The organism is Bhargavaea cecembensis, from assembly GCF_001619585.1.
Classification (GTDB): Bacteria; Bacillota; Bacilli; order Bacillales_A; family Planococcaceae; genus Bhargavaea; species Bhargavaea cecembensis_A.
Window position 1 is genome coordinate 506467 of sequence record NZ_LQNT01000009.1, and the last position, 14976, is coordinate 521442.

Here is a 14976-nt window from a genome sequence, read left to right on the forward strand (position 1 = left end):
AATGTTCACCTCTCTTTCCCCCCAGGATCCGGGTGTTTCAGTTGCGAGATGATCCGCTCTGCCAAAAGGAACAGATAGGGAATCATCAGGCCGATCACCGTAGCGATCAGATCGAATGTCTCCGGCAGCGAGACCGCAATGGCCGCGGCTGCGATGCCCGAAGCGAAGCGGAGTCCGGAGCCCAGTGAGGGTGCCTTCTTCCCCTCCGCCATGGCGCGGTCGAACCGTTCCATCCTCCTCGTGAGGATCCAGAAGTTATACAGACCGAAAAGGACCCCGAGGATCAACCCGGCAAATACAGTCGGCCAAGGGGAAAATCCCCATCCGAGGGCAAGCATTGCAAGCAAAAAAAAGAGAGCCCTCTTCTGCCTATTATGGATTTGCCGTAAATTCTCCATTTTTCGAGGTCCTCCGCATCATGTTTTCCGGACGGTTTCCGACTGTCGGAGCGAGTATGATAGAATGCAGTAAAAGCAAGTGCGCAAGCGCAAGAAACGCCTGAAACCCTTGTCATTCTTACCCTTAAAAAGCATACAATAGGGGTATTTTGATGTCAATTGATTCCCGTGAAATTATTCACAAGCGACCACCTTTGTCAAAGATTCGACAAATTCAAGCCAGGCACCCGAGTATGGCCCATTGAGCCTTTTTTGGGTGTCTTTTTTAGCGGTTTCGCGCAAGGTATTCCTTGAGTGCGGAGACGATCCGCTGCGAGGCATGGCCGTCTCCGTAAGGATTGGATGCGCGGGCCATGCGTTCGTAGGCTTCCCTGTCGCAGAGGAGTTCATCCGCCAGCCCGAAAATCGTCTCCTCGTCCGTGCCGGCCAGCTTAAGCGTACCCGCTTCGATTCCCTCGGGACGCTCCGTCGTATCACGGAGGACAAGAACCGGCTTGCCGAGAGATGGCGCTTCTTCCTGTATGCCGCCGGAATCGGTCAGGATGAGGTGCGACCTGGCTGCGAAATTGTGGAAGTCGACCACCTCGAGCGGTTCGATCAGCCGGACACGAGGGTGGCCCGCAAGAATTTCATCAGCCACTTCCCTGACTGCCGGGTTCAGGTGGACCGGATAAATGACCCGGGTGTCTTCGTGCTTGTCCAGCAGCCGGCGGATCGCCCGGAACATGTGGCGCATCGGCTCTCCGAGATTTTCCCTGCGGTGTGCAGTCATAAGGATGAGCCGGCCTTCTGATGCCCACTCGAGAAGAGGGTGCTCATAATCATCGCGCACCGTCGTCTGCAGTGCATCAATGGCCGTGTTCCCCGTGATGACGATACTTTCTTCCGGCTTCCCTTCAGCAACGAGGTTCCCTGCCGACTTTTCGGTCGGCGCGAAATGAAGATCGGCCAGAACACCCGTCAGCTGCCTGTTCATCTCTTCCGGATATGGAGAATATTTGTTCCAAGTCCGGAGGCCGGCCTCCACGTGACCGACCGCGATGTGGTTGTAGAACGCGGCAAGACTCGCGATGAAGGTCGTAGACGTATCCCCGTGGACGAGCACGATGTCAGGTTCCGCTTCCTTCATGACGCGGTCGAGGCCTTCCAGGCCCCGTGCTGCGACATCTGTAAGCGTCTGGCGTGCTTTCATGATGTTCAGGTCATGGTCCGGCATGATACCGAACACCTCCAGGACCTGGTCCAGCATTTCGCGGTGCTGTGCCGTCACGGTGACGATCGACTCAATCGTATCAGGATGCTTTTCCAGTTCAAGGACGAGCGGCGCCATCTTAATGGCCTCCGGCCGCGTTCCGAAGATCGTCATCACTTTCCACCGTTTTGTCAATTCAGTCATCCACCTTACTTCGTTCCGAACAGACGGTCTCCGGCATCTCCAAGGCCCGGTACGATATAGCCGTGTTCGTTGAGCTTTTCATCAAGCGCAGCGATGTAGATGTCCACGTCCGGATGGGCCTCAGCCAGCACCTCGACCCCTTCCGGCGCTGCGATGAGGCACATGAACTTGATGTTCGTCGCGCCGCGTGACTTCAGAGAGCCGATGGCGGCAACGGCCGAGCCGCCGGTTGCAAGCATAGGATCGACGACGATGAACTCCCGCTCACCAACGTCGGACGGCAGTTTGGCATAATACTCTACCGGCTGGAGCGTATTCGGGTCACGGTACAGCCCGATATGCCCGACTTTTGCAGTGGGGATCAGTTCCAGAATCCCTTCCACCATCCCGAGTCCTGCCCGGAGAATCGGTACGATTCCGATTTTTTTGCCGGCAAGGACAAAAGATTCCGCCTTCATGACCGGCGTATCGACTTCCGTCTTCCGGAGCGGCATGTCCCTCGTGATTTCGTAAGCCATCAATGTGGCGACCTCATCGACCAGCTCCCGGAACTCCTTGGTTCCCGTCTTGACGTCGCGGATGAACGTCAGCTTATGCTGGATGAGCGGGTGGTCGAACACATGCACTTTTCCCATCGTTTCACTCTCCTGTTCAGTGCCGGCGGGGCCGGCCTGTTTATCCGGCCGGGCAAAAGCCCGGCATCAATTTCAACCTCGTCCATTATACCAGTCGCACGGGCACATGGACAGTGCAGGAGGTAACTCGCCGCAAGGAAGAGAATGAGCCGATACACATTATTAAGACATTGATTTACTTCATCGTGTCGTGGACAGATCATCTTCTCCCTATAAAAAAGAGCCATCCCCCTACATACGGGGAATGGCTTTTCGCCTGATCAGCGCTCTGCTGCAGCGGCTTCTTCTTTAGTTTCGTAAAGCGGGAATTTCGAAGTGAGGGCGGCGACGCGCTCTTTGGCTTCCTGTTTCACGGATTCGTCTTCGTGGTTTTTCAGGAGTTTGGCCATGATGGCACCGATTTCCTTCATTTCTTCTTCCTTGAAGCCGCGGGATGTTACGGCCGGCGTGCCGATGCGGATGCCGGATGTGACAAACGGCTTTTCAGTATCGAACGGAATCGTGTTTTTGTTGACGGTGATACCGGCTTCATCAAGCACATGCTCTGCAATCTTTCCGGTGATGCCTACGGAACGGAGGTTCAGGAGAAGCAGGTGGTTGTCAGTGCCGCCGGACACGAGGTCGATGCGTTCGGCAGTCAGTGATTCGCCGAGCGCTTTTGCGTTCTTGACGACCTGTCCGATGTATTCCTTGAATTCCGGCTTCAGGGCTTCGCCGAATGCGACCGCTTTTGCGGAAATGACGTGCATGAGCGGGCCGCCCTGAAGTCCAGGGAAGATGGATTTGTCGATCTTCTTCGCGAACTCTTCAGTCGTCAGGATGATGCCGCCGCGCGGTCCGCGGAGTGTCTTGTGCGTCGTGGACGTAACGAAGTGTGCGTATGGAACCGGGTTCGGGTGAAGGCCAGCAGCGACGAGTCCCGCGATGTGTGCCATGTCGACCATGAAGTATGCGCCGACTTCATCAGCGATTTCACGGAACTTCTTGAAGTCGATCTCGCGGGGGTATGCACTTGCTCCTGCTACAATCAGCTTGGGCTTATGCTCCAGCGCTTTCTGGCGGACGTCCTCATAGTCGATCATCTCATCGCTTTCGCTGACACCGTATTCAACGAAGTTATATTGAACACCGGAGAAGTTGACCGGGCTGCCGTGCGTGAGGTGGCCGCCGTGGCTCAGGTTCATGCCGAGGACTGTGTCGCCATGCTCGAGCACCGTGAAGTAAACAGCCATATTCGCCTGTGCGCCGGAGTGCGGCTGGACGTTCGCGTGCTCTGCGCCGAAGATTTCCTTCAGGCGGTCACGTGCGATATTTTCCACGACATCGACGTGTTCGCAGCCGCCGTAGTAGCGCTTGCCCGGATACCCTTCCGCGTACTTGTTGGTCAGGACGGATCCCTGTGCTTCCATAACTGCTTCGGATACAAAGTTTTCGGAAGCGATCAGTTCGATGTTGTCCTGCTGGCGCTTTTTCTCTGCCATGATGGCTTCATATACTGCCTGGTCCTGGGACTTCACGTGTTCGAGTTTCATTCTTCATTCCCCTTCCATTTCATCTGTTTGTGATGATTCAAATTCGAAAACATCCATCTCTTCCTCTTCGGGCACGTACACGGCGCGGGCGCCGCCGATCAGCTTCGGCCTGGTGGTTGCGGCAGTGACAACCGCGCTCCCGATCTTTTCCACCGTTGTCCGGAGCGGGACTGCTACCGGGCGCAGCTGCATCCCGATCAGCGTCTGGCCGATATCGATGCCCGCGTGCGCACTTACGCCTTCCACGACGACAGGGTCGTCCAATTGGCGGTAGGCATGGGCCGCCATCGAGCCGCCCGCCCTCTGGACCGGAACTACCGATACCTCATCCAGCCCGTACTTTTCTGCCGCTTCACGCTCTAGCGTTACAGCGCGATTAATATGCTCGCATCCCTGGAAAGCAAGCCAGAGGCCGTTCCGGTCTGCAAATTCACGGAGCGGGCCGTAGAGGATTTCCGCGATATCCATCGCACCGGACGTGCCGATCCGGCTCCCCGCCACTTCTGACGTGGAGCAGCCGACGACAAACATCCGGCCCGGGCGGAACTCTGCCTGCTCCTCCAGCTGGCCCAAGATCTCCTCCAGCTGCAGCTTCCACAATTGACGCGCATCCAAGAAGACCACTCCTTTCAGACCGAAGTTACTGCTCCAGCTCCTTCAGCTTTTCGATGCGGCGCTCGTGACGTCCGCCCTCGAACTCGCCTTCCAGCCAGGTGCGGGCAATTTCCCTTGCCAGACCGGGACCGACAACACGCTCGCCCATTGCAAGAACATTGGAATCATTATGGCCGCGGGTCGCCTTCGCGCTGAACACGTCATGGCAGAGCGCACAGCGGATGCCCTTAACCTTGTTTGCTGCAATCGACATGCCGATGCCTGTCCCGCAGATCACGATGCCGCGGTCGAATTCACCGTCCGCTACGCGTTGCGCAACCGGCTTTGCAAAGTCGGGATAGTCAACGGACCCGTCATCTTTCGGTCCGAAGTCTTCATATTCAATGCCCATCTCACTCATCAGATTGATGATCTCGGCACGCAGCCGGTTGCCGCCGTGATCGGAAGAAATCGCTACTTTCATTCGCTTCCCTCGTTTCCGATATATTTCATCACCATCATATCATTATTTGACAAATAAAAATACAGCCCATTATGTCAATGGGCTGTATCACATATTGCGCCTCAGCGAATCCGCCAATATCGAGATCGCTTTCCGCAATTCTTCAAATGTCTGACTGTAGTCTTTTCTGCTTCCCCCGAATGGATCCGCAATATCCCGGTCCCCTATGCCCGTATAGGCATTGAGAGTGAACGTCTTGCCCGCCGCTTCGCGGACCGACCGCTCGAGCATGCGCTTGTGGGCATCCGTCATCGTGAGGATAAGATCCGCCCACTCGACTGCATCCCGGTCCGCCGCAGAGGAAAGCCCGGGCTCTTCGAATCCCGCCTCCCGGATCAGCGCTGCCGAGTGGCCGGAGACCGGTGACCCCGGAAAGGCGGAAATGCCTGCAGACCGGACGGAAACGCCCGAAATCTGTTCCGCTTTCAGTATCGCTTCTGCCATCGGGCTCCTGCATGTGTTGCCTGTGCATACAAAAAGTATATTCAATCCCATCACCGCCATTGCCGCCCGTCCATCCCCTGCTCAGCCGACAAGGGGAATAATCCCCATCACGACCAGACCAATGCCGCCCGCAACACGGAGTTTTCTTCCCCCGAGAAGGGCTACTGACCCGCGGACGTAAAGCGCTGCACAGGACAGGAGGAATGCACTGATCCCTGCACTGAGGATGAACCGGACCATATCTAATTGAAGCATACCAAACGACACGCTGACCGAAAAGGAATCGACACTGAGCAGTGCTGCAAGCAGATAGGGTGGCATTTTCACATCCGCTCCTTCCTCACTCAGCATCATGTGTATTCCGAGAAGGATCAGCATCAGTGCCGACAGATAGACTCCCAGGCCTGCCATGAGGTCCGCCGCCGCTCCGCCCGCCACGAATCCGGCCACCGGGAAAGCCATGTGGAGCAGCCCCGTCCAGACAGCTAGCAACAGTCGCTTGCGACGGAGCGGCAGGACCGTATAGACTGCCGCCACGTCCATCGCCGTCAAAAGACCCGCAACCGGTTCCTGCCACATCCGTTTGTTCCCCCCGTTCCGACTCTGTCCAGCTTATGCGGAGCAAAAGGGGTGTATGTACGGGCTCAGCTGCGGATCGTGCGTCCGCCGGCCGCCTTGTTGAGCCGGTTCATGACGGCACCCCCGATCCCGGCATCATCGACCGTCGCCGCCAAGATGATGTCGGCATCCGTACCGTCGCAGGCGCGGAGAGAGGCGTACAGTTTTCCCGAAACGGAAGCCGGGTCATTCAGCCGGCCTGTCGGGAAGTACCAGTCTGATCCGGTTTCTCCGAAGCCTTCCGGAGCGATAAGGGCAACCCTCTTGCCCTCTCCTCTAAGCCGGGTGACGGCATTCCGGATTTGCCCAAGATCCGGTTCGATCAGCCAGACCGGTGCATCCGGGGAGTAATGGGTGTACTTCATGCCGGGTGCACGCGGCGCCTCTTCACCGGCATCGGCTGCTTCTGCCGAATGGTTGACCTCACCGATGACCGGCCTGAGCATATCTGCCGTGACGGCGCCCGGGCGCAGGATCGCCGGCGGCTCGGACGTGAGATCAAGGACAGTCGACTCAATGCCGATGCCGGTAGGGCCGCCGTCCAGTATGTAGGGGATTTTGCCTTCCATATCGGCCGCAACATGTTCTGCACAGGTCGGGCTCGGTTTGCCGCTCGTGTTCGCACTAGGTGCGGCGACCGGCAAACCGGACGTTTTGAGCAGTTCAAGTGCCACAGGATGTGCGGGCATCCTCAGGCCAACCGTATCCAGTCCTGCAGTCACGGAAGGCGCGAATACGCCGGGCTTTGCATGGACGATGAGCGTAAGCGGCCCCGGCCAGAATGCCTCTGCGCATTTCCAAGCAGATTCGGGCACTTCTTCGGCATAACGTTCGATTTCTGCAGCCGTGCCGATGTGAACAATCAGCGGATTGTCGGAAGGGCGTCCCTTGGCACGGTATATATCAGCGACCGCCTCTTCGTTTGTTGCATCCGCCCCGAGGCCATATACGGTCTCCGTCGGAAATGCGACGAGTCCTCCATTTTTAAGGATTTTTGCGGCGTCTCTGAACCGTGTTTCGTCGCCTTCTCCCTTGAGCTGTGACATGACCGTATCCATTCGGCATCTCTTCCTTTCCGCCGGTCTTTAACCGAACAGCGACTTCAGCCATTCGACGATGAAAAAGGTGACCGGCTCATCTTCTGTGTCCTCTTCCTCCATGGCAACTTCTCCCGGTTCGCAAACATCCGAAAAAAGTGCACACCACCAGTTGTCCCCGCGGCCGTTTCCGACCGTCACAACGAGGGAATCCGTTCTTGCCTGAGGAATCATTCCTCCATTCACCACTTTTGGCGGGAAGAAAGCAGCCCCAACCATCACGCGGACAGGCTCGCCGTCTGAAACCTCTTCTGCCGCCAGCGTCATCTCCGGAATCAATGCTTCGATGCCGGACAGATCCGTGAGTTCGGCCTGGCTGAGCACACGGCTGACCTCGCCTGCCACGCCCGCTTTCACCTGTTGGGCTTCCGCCGTATTGCTGTCTGCGATGACCCGGACACGGAACGATTCCCTTGCCTCTTCCCCCGCCGTTCCCGACAGCAGGATCAGGGCACACTGCAGTGCAATCAGAAGGAGCATGAATTGTATGAACGGAAGGATGGCAAGCCACTTATCCCGCCGGCTGCCTTTCCTCTTAATATTGTAATCTGTCAGCATTTTGAACGACCTCCCTGACCGCATTGTGGACAGGAGGCCGGGAATCTATTCAACTAAACTAGAATTTTTCAATCAGAATGGTTTCCGGGAATCTCGCAGAACACCATCCGGTCCTTGCCGTTGATGTCCCGGATGATATCGACCGCTGCATGCGGGAAAGCGGCCCGGAACATCTCCCGGACTGCCGGTCCCTGGTCATGACCGATTTCAACTCCGATCAGTCCCGGCGACGCCATCAAATCCGGGAGTGAAGCGGCGAGAGTCCGGTAATGGGCAAGCCCCTGTTCCTCCGCAAAAAGCGCACTGTGCGGTTCATGGCCCGTCACCGTATCGGACATTTCCAATTCATCCCCCGGATCGATATACGGAGGATTGGAAAGGACGATGTCCCAAACCCAGCCTGCAAGCGGTGCTGCCATATTCCCTTCAAGGAAAGTCACATCTGCGCTCAACCGCTCTGCATTCTCCGCGGCGACACGAAGTGCTGCAGGAGAAATATCCGTCGCCATGACCTCTGTTCCCTGACGCTCCAGCTTGAACGTCACGGCGATTGCGCCGCTCCCCGTGCCGATGTCGGCCAGGCGGAGACCGGACCTGCTGGGCCAGATCCGACTGGCGCGTACCAAAGCATTGGATACGAGCTCTTCCGTCTCCGGACGGGGAATGAGGACATCCCGGTTGACCGTAAAAAAGCGTCCATAAAACATTTCCCTTCCGGTCACGTATTGGAGCGGCATGCCCGAAGCCATCTCGGCAATCCCGAAAAAGAAGCGTTGCCGGTCCTCTTTCCCGACTTCATCGCGCAGACGGATCAGGAGCTCCGTTCGGCTGAGACCGAGTATATCCATAAGAAGCAGTTCCGCAGCATTTGATTCACGTCCGGCTTCCGATAGAAGCTTTTTTCCTTCCGCGAGGACCGCGGCGGCCGTATCACTCTGCCGCATCAAGCGACTCCAGGCGTGCGGCCTGCTCTTCCATGATGAGGGCATCAACCACTTCGTCAAGCTTCCCGCTGATGATCTGGTCAAGCTTCTGGATCGTCAGGCCGATGCGGTGGTCAGTCACACGGTTCTGAGGGAAATTGTAGGTCCGGATCCGTTCGGAACGGTCCCCCGAACCGACCGCGGATTTCCGTATCGCGTCATACTGCGCCTGTGCTTCCCGGTGGAACTTATCATAGACTCGTGCACGAAGGACCTTCATCGCCTTTTCCTTGTTCTTGATCTGCGATTTTTCGTCCTGACAGGAGACGACGATACCTGTCGGCACGTGTGTCAGACGCACCGCCGACATCGTCGTGTTGACCGACTGGCCGCCCGGTCCGCTGGAAGCGAATGTGTCTACACGGATGTCCTTCTCATGAATGTCGATCTCGACTTCCTCTGCCTCGGGCAGGCAAGCTACAGTCGCGGTCGACGTATGGATACGGCCCCCGGACTCCGTCTCGGGCACGCGCTGAACGCGATGTGCCCCGTTCTCGAATTTAAGCCTGGAATAGGCGCCGTTTCCGCTGATCATGAAAATGATCTCCTTGAAGCCGCCGAGACCGGTCGGCGATGCGTCGATGACCTCGGTCTTCCAGCTCTTGGATTCGGCGTAGCGGCTGTACATGCGGAAAAGATCTCCTGCAAACAGTGCGGCCTCGTCTCCTCCGGCAGCCCCCCGGACTTCCATGATGACGTTTTTTGAATCGTTCGGGTCTTTCGGAAGAAGCAGCAATTTCAGCGATTCTTCCATTTTTCCGATATCGGATTCAAGTTCTGCAACCTCTTCTTTCACGAGCTCTTTCATCTCAGGATCCAGCTTATCCTCGAGCATTTCCTTTGCACCCGAAAGCTCATCAGACGCTTTTTTATAGGCACGGTACACCTCTACAGTCTCAGCAATCTCTGACTGCTCCTTTGAGTACTTCCTCAGCAGATCGGTGTCCTTGACGACTTCCGGATCGCTCAGCAGTTCATTCAGTTTTTCATAGCGGTCTTCCACCGCCTGAAGGCGTTCATACATAAGCGAATCCTTCCTCCCGCAATATCAGATTATCAGCAGGGGCCTGTACGGCCCCCCGACATTTTTCCGGTTCATTCATCCCATCATTATAACCCAAAAAGCACCCGGCCGTCATCGGCCGGGTGTATCGGTCTAGCATGTTGGATTCAGTTCTCTGCGTCGGAGCCGCTCTTTACAGAAACTCCGTTCGGGACTTCATGGTGCAGGCGGCAACGCGGCTCATAAGCTTCCTCCGCTCCAACAAGGATGACCGGGTCATCGTAATGCGCCGGCTTGCCGTCGATCAGCCTCTGTGTCCGGCTTGCCGGTGATCCGCAGACCGCACAAACTGCCTGGAGCTTCGTGACAAGTTCCGCTGTGGCCATCAGTTTTGGCATCGGTCCGAACGGCTCTCCGCGGAAATCCTGATCAAGTCCCGCGATGATGACACGGTAGCCGTGGTTTGCAAGGTCTGCCACCGTGTCTACGATTCCCTCATCGAAAAATTGGGCTTCATCGATACCGACGACGTCTACATTATCATCGATATGGCGCCATATATCAGCCGCCTTGCCGACCGGAAGTGCGACGATCTCGTTCCCGTTATGGCTGACGACTGCCGTCTCACTGTATCGGTTATCTATCGCCGGTTTAAATACCGCTATTGATTGTTTGGCAAACCGGGCACGGCGTACACGGCGGATCAGCTCCTCGGATTTCCCCGAGAACATGCTGCCGCAGATCACCTCGGCCCAGCCTCCCTGCATTGAAACGAACATCCGGTTTTCCCCTTTCAACCTCAGGGGCAATCCCCCGATCCTGGCATTCCAGTTTTTTATCTTAACGGATTTCGAGAAGTATTTCCCGTCTTTATTTTTGGCGTTTGATGTGTTATAGCATGTCTCGTCAAATGAGTTTCAGACATGCAAAAACCCGCCCGCCGCAGAAGCGGTGGACGGGGTTTTATGCAGAAATTACTCCTGGCCTTCTTCTTTGAGGCCATACTTTTTGTTGAAGCGGTCGATACGGCCGTCGGCTGCAGCGAACTTCTGGCGACCCGTGTAGAATGGGTGGCACTCGGAGCAGACTTCAACTTTGATGTCTTCTTTTACGGAACCAGTTTCGAAGGAGTTGCCGCAAGAGCAAGTCACTTTCGCTGTTTTGTATTCCGGATGAATGGCTGTTTTCATGAAATTCTTCTCCTCTCGCCCTGAACCATCTGGAACAGAGTTAAATTATCGTACTGCAGCCTTACACGACCATACAGGCGAGCCGTATATGCTGTCAGATAGTCACAAACTTACATTTCACAGTATAGCACCGAATCCGGCTTTATGCAAATGATAAATTTGGGTCCTTTGAACAGGACCTCCCTATCTTAAGAGGTCTTGCAACTGATGTCAATCAGAAAATCTTCAATGTCACCGCACATCAGAGCAGCCCCTTGCCGCCCCGCTTTTCTTTCATTTCCCTGTTCAGGAGTTCGAAAAATTCTTCGTTACTCTTGGTGTTGCGCAGCTTCTTCAGGAAGCGCTCTGCAAAGTCGGGAGTGTCGGAGAATGTCCGGCGGATCGCCCACAGCTTGTCAAGGCGCCCTTTCGGCAGGAGGAGCTCCTCTTTCCGGGTGCCGGAACGGCGGATGTCCAGCGCCGGGAAAATCCGGCGTTCGGCCAGATGCCGGTCAAGGTGAAGTTCCATATTGCCCGTTCCCTTGAATTCCTCGTAGATTACATCATCCATCCTTGAGCCTGTCTCCACAAGCGCCGTCGCAAGGATTGTCAGGCTTCCGCCTTCCTCGAGGTTGCGTGCGGCGCCGAAGAACCGCTTCGGCCGGTGAAGCGCGGCCGGGTCGATTCCGCCGGACAGTGTCCTGCCGCTCGGCGGAATGACAAGGTTATAGGCGCGTGCGAGCCGTGTAATCGAGTCCATCAGGATAATGACGTCCCGTTTATGCTCAACCAGACGCATCGCCCGCTCAAGGACAAGCTCGGCGACTCTTACATGGTGGTCAGGAAGCTCGTCAAACGTCGAGCTGACGACATCCGCATCGACAGAACGTTCAATGTCGGTGACTTCTTCCGGACGCTCATCGACGAGGAGAACGATCAGCTCCGCCTCCGGATGGTTTTCCGTGATGGCATTGGCAATCTCTTTCAGGAGCTGCGTTTTCCCCGCCTTCGGCTGAGCGACGATGAGGCCGCGCTGTCCGAATCCTACCGGGGAGACGATGTCCATGATCCGGGTCGACAGCTTGTCCGGAGTTGTCTCGAGTTTGATCTGCCTTTCCGGATAAAGCGGTGTCAGCGCCGGGAAGTGGACCCGCTCCTTTGCGACTTCCGGGTCTTCCCCGTTGACCGCTCCGACCTGCAGGAGGCCGTAGTAACGCTCATTCTCCTTTGGCGGGCGTACCTTGCCGCTGACCCGGTCGCCGTTTCTCAGGTCAAACCGGCGGATCTGGGATGCCGAAATATAGATATCTTCCATGCTCGGTGAATAGTTGATCGGCCGGAGAAAGCCATAGCCCTCCGTAGGAATAATTTCGAGCACGCCTTCCATGAAGAAGTAGCCTTCCTGCTCGGCGCGGGACTTCAGGATTGCAAATATGAGTTCTTTTTTCGTCAGTTTGCTGTAGTAGGAGATGTTCAATTTACGGGCAAGCCCGTAAAGTTCCTTGAGGGTCTTTTCCTGCATGCCAGCCAGTGTGAGTTCTTCCGCCATCGGGCGGTCACCTCTTTTCGTTCAGTTGGGGGATGGCAGCCGCCCGGAGGCGTTGCGAAGTGATGAAGAAGGAGATGCCCGGCGATTTCGCCGGGCACAGACTGATCAGTATTCCATGACGTAGTGCGGCTTTTTCTGAAGGCTGTGACGCCCTTCAACAAAACGCACCGTGCCTGACTTGGCACGCATGACAAGGGAATGGGTCGAGCCGTAGGCACCTTTGAACTGGACGCCTTTCAGGAGCTCGCCGTCCGTCACGCCGGTTGCGGCAAAGATGGCATCGTCTCCTTTGACAAGGTCTTCCATCCGAAGTACTTTGTCAATTTCAAGGCCCATCTTATTGCAGCGCTCGATTTCCGCATCATTGGACGGGACGAGGCGGCCCTGAATCTCCCCGCCGAGGCATTTCAGGCCGACTGCGGAGATGACCCCTTCCGGCGCGCCGCCGGAACCGAACAGGATGTCCACCCCTGTGTCGTCAAACGCGGTGTTGATTGCACCTGCAACATCGCCGTCATTGATCAGCTTGATGCGGGCACCGGCATCCCGGATTTCCTGGATGATCCTGGCGTGGCGGTCACGGTGCAGAACCGTTGCGACGACGTCCTCGATGTCTTTGTTTTTCGCCTTGGCAACGGCACGCAAGTTGTCAATGATCGGTGCATCGATATCGACCTGACCGACGGCTTCAGGACCGACTGCGATTTTTTCCATGTACATGTCCGGCGCGTGGAGAAGGTTCCCGCGGTCTGCGACAGCAAGGACCGCTAGTGCATTCCAGCCGCCGGATGCAACGATGTTCGTTCCTTCAAGCGGATCGACCGCCACATCAACCGCAGGGCCGGTGCCGGTGCCGAGTTCTTCTCCTATGTAGAGCATTGGTGCTTCATCCATTTCGCCTTCGCCAATCACGACGACACCCTGCATCGGGATCGTGTCGAATACGGTGCGCATCGCACTGGTCGCTGCATCGTCCGCTTCGTTCTTGAGTCCCCGTCCCATCCAGCGCGCGGAATTGAGTGCCGCCGCCTCTGTGACACGGACGAGTTCCATCGATAAGCTGCGTTCCATCGTGCACTTCCTTTCTCCCCGTCTGGCGGGGAAAGCAAAATCAGTGTTACGGCCCGCCCTGCAGGAAAACCTGCCGCAGGCCGCTGTTTCTTCTCTTCAGGGTCAGGTCAGTAGTTGCCGCCATCCTTGCCGGATGCGGCACCTTCCGGCACGCTCACTTTCCGGATGTCCGCTCCCAGTCCGGCCAGTTTGGCGATCAAGTTGGAGTAACCTCGTTCAATATGGTGGATTGCATGCACTTCGGTTTCGCCTTCCGCGATCAGTCCGGCAAGCACGAGCGCGGCGCCAGCTCTCAGGTCAGTCGCCCTTACGGATGCACCCTGGAGCTGCAGTGGCCCCGTGATGATAGCCGAACTTCCCTCGACACGGGCATTTGCATTCATGCGGCGCAATTCGTCGATATGTTTGAAGCGGGCTGAGTAAATCGTATCGGTCACAACCGAAGTCCCCGTCGCCTGTGTAAGCAGGACCGTCATCGGCTGCTGGAGATCGGTCGCAAATCCCGGATATACCAGCGTCTTCACGTCAACCGCCTTGAGCGGACGTTCAGGCTTCGGTATGATGATCCGCTCTTCCTCTTCGATGACACCCACGCCCATTTCGCGGAGTTTCGCTGTCAGGGCCTCTACGTGAAACGGGATGACATTATCGACCGTGACTCCTGCACCAACCGCCGCTGCCATGATCATGAAAGTACCCGCCTCGATCCGGTCGGGAATGATTGTATGGGCAGTGCCGGACAGTGATTCAACGCCTTCGATCCGAATGATGTTCGTCCCGGCTCCTTTGATGTTGGCCCCCATATTCGACAGCAGGGTCGCGACATCAATAATTTCCGGCTCTTTTGCAGCATTTTCAATGGTCGTGCGGCCTTCTGCAAGAACGGCTGCAAGCATGATGTTGATGGTCGCGCCGACACTTGCCACGTCCAGATAAATCTTCGCACCCCGTAACTTTTCGGCACGGAGGTAGATCGACCCGTGTTCATTCGTCACTTTGGCGCCAAGGGCCTCGAACCCCTTGATGTGCTGGTCAATCGGGCGCGGGCCGAGATGGCAGCCGCCCGGCAGACCGATGACAGCCTTGCCGAAACGGCCGAGCATCGCTCCCATCAGGTAATAGGAGGCGCGCAGTTTCTTGACATGGCCATTCGGAAGCGGCATGGCGATCATTTCCGAGGGGTCGATCGTCATCGTCCCTTCCCTGAACGTGACCGCACCGCCGATTTCCTCAAGCAATGCCTTCAGCGTGAATACATCGGCAATTTCCGGCAGACCTTCGATTGATACTTCCGAGCCGGCCAGGATGGAGGCAGGGATGAGGGCGACCGCGCTGTTTTTGGCGCCGCTCACCTTGATGGTGCCTTTCAGATCCCGTCCGCCGTTGATTTTGTAAACGTCCATATC

Annotated in this window: 17 protein-coding genes; all 17 read right to left on the bottom strand. The window is 56.6% G+C overall.

Features of this window, described 5'->3' with window-relative positions; all coding sequences use genetic code 11:
* Positions 1 to 5: 5 nt before the first annotated feature.
* Positions 6 to 398, bottom strand: coding sequence for an ATP synthase subunit I (locus AV656_RS06135; protein ID WP_063179904.1), 393 nt, complete (start codon positions 396 to 398; stop codon positions 6 to 8).
* 265 nt (positions 399 to 663) lie between these two features.
* Positions 664 to 1785 carry a non-hydrolyzing UDP-N-acetylglucosamine 2-epimerase gene (gene wecB, locus AV656_RS06140; RefSeq protein WP_063179906.1) on the bottom strand — a complete coding sequence of 374 codons (1122 nt, stop codon included), beginning with the start codon at positions 1783 to 1785 and terminating at the stop codon, positions 664 to 666.
* A 14-nt stretch (positions 1786 to 1799) separates the two neighbouring features.
* Positions 1800 to 2429, bottom strand: a complete 630-nt coding sequence (upp, locus tag AV656_RS06145) for a uracil phosphoribosyltransferase (protein WP_063179908.1) — start codon at positions 2427 to 2429, stop codon at positions 1800 to 1802.
* A 260-nt stretch (positions 2430 to 2689) separates the two neighbouring features.
* Positions 2690 to 3961 carry a serine hydroxymethyltransferase gene (gene glyA, locus AV656_RS06150; RefSeq protein WP_063179910.1) on the bottom strand — a complete coding sequence of 424 codons (1272 nt, stop codon included), beginning with the start codon at positions 3959 to 3961 and terminating at the stop codon, positions 2690 to 2692.
* Positions 3962 to 3964: 3 nt separating this feature from the next.
* On the bottom strand, positions 3965 to 4576 hold the full coding sequence (locus AV656_RS06155) for a TIGR01440 family protein (RefSeq protein ID WP_063179912.1): 612 nt from the start codon (positions 4574 to 4576) through the stop codon (positions 3965 to 3967).
* A 25-nt stretch (positions 4577 to 4601) separates the two neighbouring features.
* Positions 4602 to 5039 (bottom strand): ribose 5-phosphate isomerase B, encoded by a 438-nt coding sequence (gene rpiB / locus AV656_RS06160; RefSeq protein WP_063179914.1) that lies wholly within the window; start codon positions 5037 to 5039, stop codon positions 4602 to 4604.
* 87 nt (positions 5040 to 5126) lie between these two features.
* A complete protein-coding gene (locus AV656_RS06165; protein WP_269447379.1) occupies positions 5127 to 5582 on the bottom strand; it encodes a low molecular weight protein arginine phosphatase in 456 nt (151 codons plus the stop codon).
* Positions 5583 to 5603: 21 nt separating this feature from the next.
* On the bottom strand, positions 5604 to 6101 hold the full coding sequence (locus AV656_RS06170) for a manganese efflux pump (protein WP_063179920.1): 498 nt from the start codon (positions 6099 to 6101) through the stop codon (positions 5604 to 5606).
* 65 nt (positions 6102 to 6166) lie between these two features.
* Complete coding sequence (locus AV656_RS06175; protein ID WP_063179922.1) at positions 6167 to 7198, bottom strand: L-threonylcarbamoyladenylate synthase; 1032 nt, start codon at positions 7196 to 7198, stop codon at positions 6167 to 6169.
* Positions 7199 to 7225: 27 nt separating this feature from the next.
* Positions 7226 to 7795 carry a stage II sporulation protein R gene (locus AV656_RS06180; RefSeq protein WP_063179924.1) on the bottom strand — a complete coding sequence of 190 codons (570 nt, stop codon included), beginning with the start codon at positions 7793 to 7795 and terminating at the stop codon, positions 7226 to 7228.
* Between the two features lie 68 nt (positions 7796 to 7863).
* A complete protein-coding gene (gene prmC, locus AV656_RS06185) occupies positions 7864 to 8739 on the bottom strand; it encodes a peptide chain release factor N(5)-glutamine methyltransferase (RefSeq protein ID WP_063179926.1) in 876 nt (291 codons plus the stop codon).
* The gene (prfA, locus tag AV656_RS06190) at positions 8726 to 9802 is read right to left on the bottom strand and encodes a peptide chain release factor 1 (RefSeq protein ID WP_063179928.1); all 1077 of its coding nucleotides are present in this window, start codon (positions 9800 to 9802) and stop codon (positions 8726 to 8728) included. Before prfA ends, prmC begins: the two co-directional genes overlap by 14 nt.
* A gap of 146 nt (positions 9803 to 9948) precedes the next feature.
* The gene (locus tag AV656_RS06195) at positions 9949 to 10560 is read right to left on the bottom strand and encodes a thymidine kinase (RefSeq protein WP_063179930.1); all 612 of its coding nucleotides are present in this window, start codon (positions 10558 to 10560) and stop codon (positions 9949 to 9951) included.
* A 195-nt stretch (positions 10561 to 10755) separates the two neighbouring features.
* A complete protein-coding gene (rpmE, locus tag AV656_RS06200) occupies positions 10756 to 10971 on the bottom strand; it encodes a 50S ribosomal protein L31 (protein WP_063179932.1) in 216 nt (71 codons plus the stop codon).
* Positions 10972 to 11212: 241 nt separating this feature from the next.
* A complete protein-coding gene (gene rho, locus AV656_RS06205; RefSeq protein ID WP_063179934.1) occupies positions 11213 to 12499 on the bottom strand; it encodes a transcription termination factor Rho in 1287 nt (428 codons plus the stop codon).
* 105 nt (positions 12500 to 12604) lie between these two features.
* Entirely contained in the window at positions 12605 to 13570 is a 966-nt protein-coding gene (glpX, locus tag AV656_RS06210) for a class II fructose-bisphosphatase (protein ID WP_063179936.1), read from the bottom strand.
* 107 nt (positions 13571 to 13677) lie between these two features.
* Complete coding sequence (locus AV656_RS06215) at positions 13678 to 14973, bottom strand: UDP-N-acetylglucosamine 1-carboxyvinyltransferase (RefSeq protein WP_063181272.1); 1296 nt, start codon at positions 14971 to 14973, stop codon at positions 13678 to 13680.
* Between the last annotated feature and the right edge of the window lie 3 nt (positions 14974 to 14976).

What these genes read in the sequence shown, in the direction of transcription:
- AV656_RS06135 (WP_063179904.1), bottom strand. Translation starts at nt 398, where the DNA reads ATGGAGAATTTACGGCAAATCCATAATAGGCAGAAGAGGGCTCTCTTT.
- upp (WP_063179908.1), bottom strand. Translation starts at nt 2,429, where the DNA reads ATGGGAAAAGTGCATGTGTTCGACCACCCGCTCATCCAGCATAAGCTG.
- glyA (WP_063179910.1), bottom strand. Translation starts at nt 3,961, where the DNA reads ATGAAACTCGAACACGTGAAGTCCCAGGACCAGGCAGTATATGAAGCC.
- rpiB (WP_063179914.1), bottom strand. Translation starts at nt 5,039, where the DNA reads ATGAAAGTAGCGATTTCTTCCGATCACGGCGGCAACCGGCTGCGTGCC.
- AV656_RS06165 (WP_269447379.1), bottom strand. Translation starts at nt 5,582, where the DNA reads ATGGCGGTGATGGGATTGAATATACTTTTTGTATGCACAGGCAACACA.
- AV656_RS06170 (WP_063179920.1), bottom strand. Translation starts at nt 6,101, where the DNA reads ATGTGGCAGGAACCGGTTGCGGGTCTTTTGACGGCGATGGACGTGGCG.
- AV656_RS06175 (WP_063179922.1), bottom strand. Translation starts at nt 7,198, where the DNA reads ATGGATACGGTCATGTCACAGCTCAAGGGAGAAGGCGACGAAACACGG.
- AV656_RS06180 (WP_063179924.1), bottom strand. Translation starts at nt 7,795, where the DNA reads ATGCTGACAGATTACAATATTAAGAGGAAAGGCAGCCGGCGGGATAAG.
- prmC (WP_063179926.1), bottom strand. Translation starts at nt 8,739, where the DNA reads ATGCGGCAGAGTGATACGGCCGCCGCGGTCCTCGCGGAAGGAAAAAAG.
- prfA (WP_063179928.1), bottom strand. Translation starts at nt 9,802, where the DNA reads ATGTATGAACGCCTTCAGGCGGTGGAAGACCGCTATGAAAAACTGAAT.
- AV656_RS06195 (WP_063179930.1), bottom strand. Translation starts at nt 10,560, where the DNA reads ATGTTCGTTTCAATGCAGGGAGGCTGGGCCGAGGTGATCTGCGGCAGC.
- rpmE (WP_063179932.1), bottom strand. Translation starts at nt 10,971, where the DNA reads ATGAAAACAGCCATTCATCCGGAATACAAAACAGCGAAAGTGACTTGC.
- rho (WP_063179934.1), bottom strand. Translation starts at nt 12,499, where the DNA reads ATGGCGGAAGAACTCACACTGGCTGGCATGCAGGAAAAGACCCTCAAG.
- glpX (WP_063179936.1), bottom strand. Translation starts at nt 13,570, where the DNA reads ATGGAACGCAGCTTATCGATGGAACTCGTCCGTGTCACAGAGGCGGCG.
- AV656_RS06215 (WP_063181272.1), bottom strand. Translation starts at nt 14,973, where the DNA reads ATGGACGTTTACAAAATCAACGGCGGACGGGATCTGAAAGGCACCATC.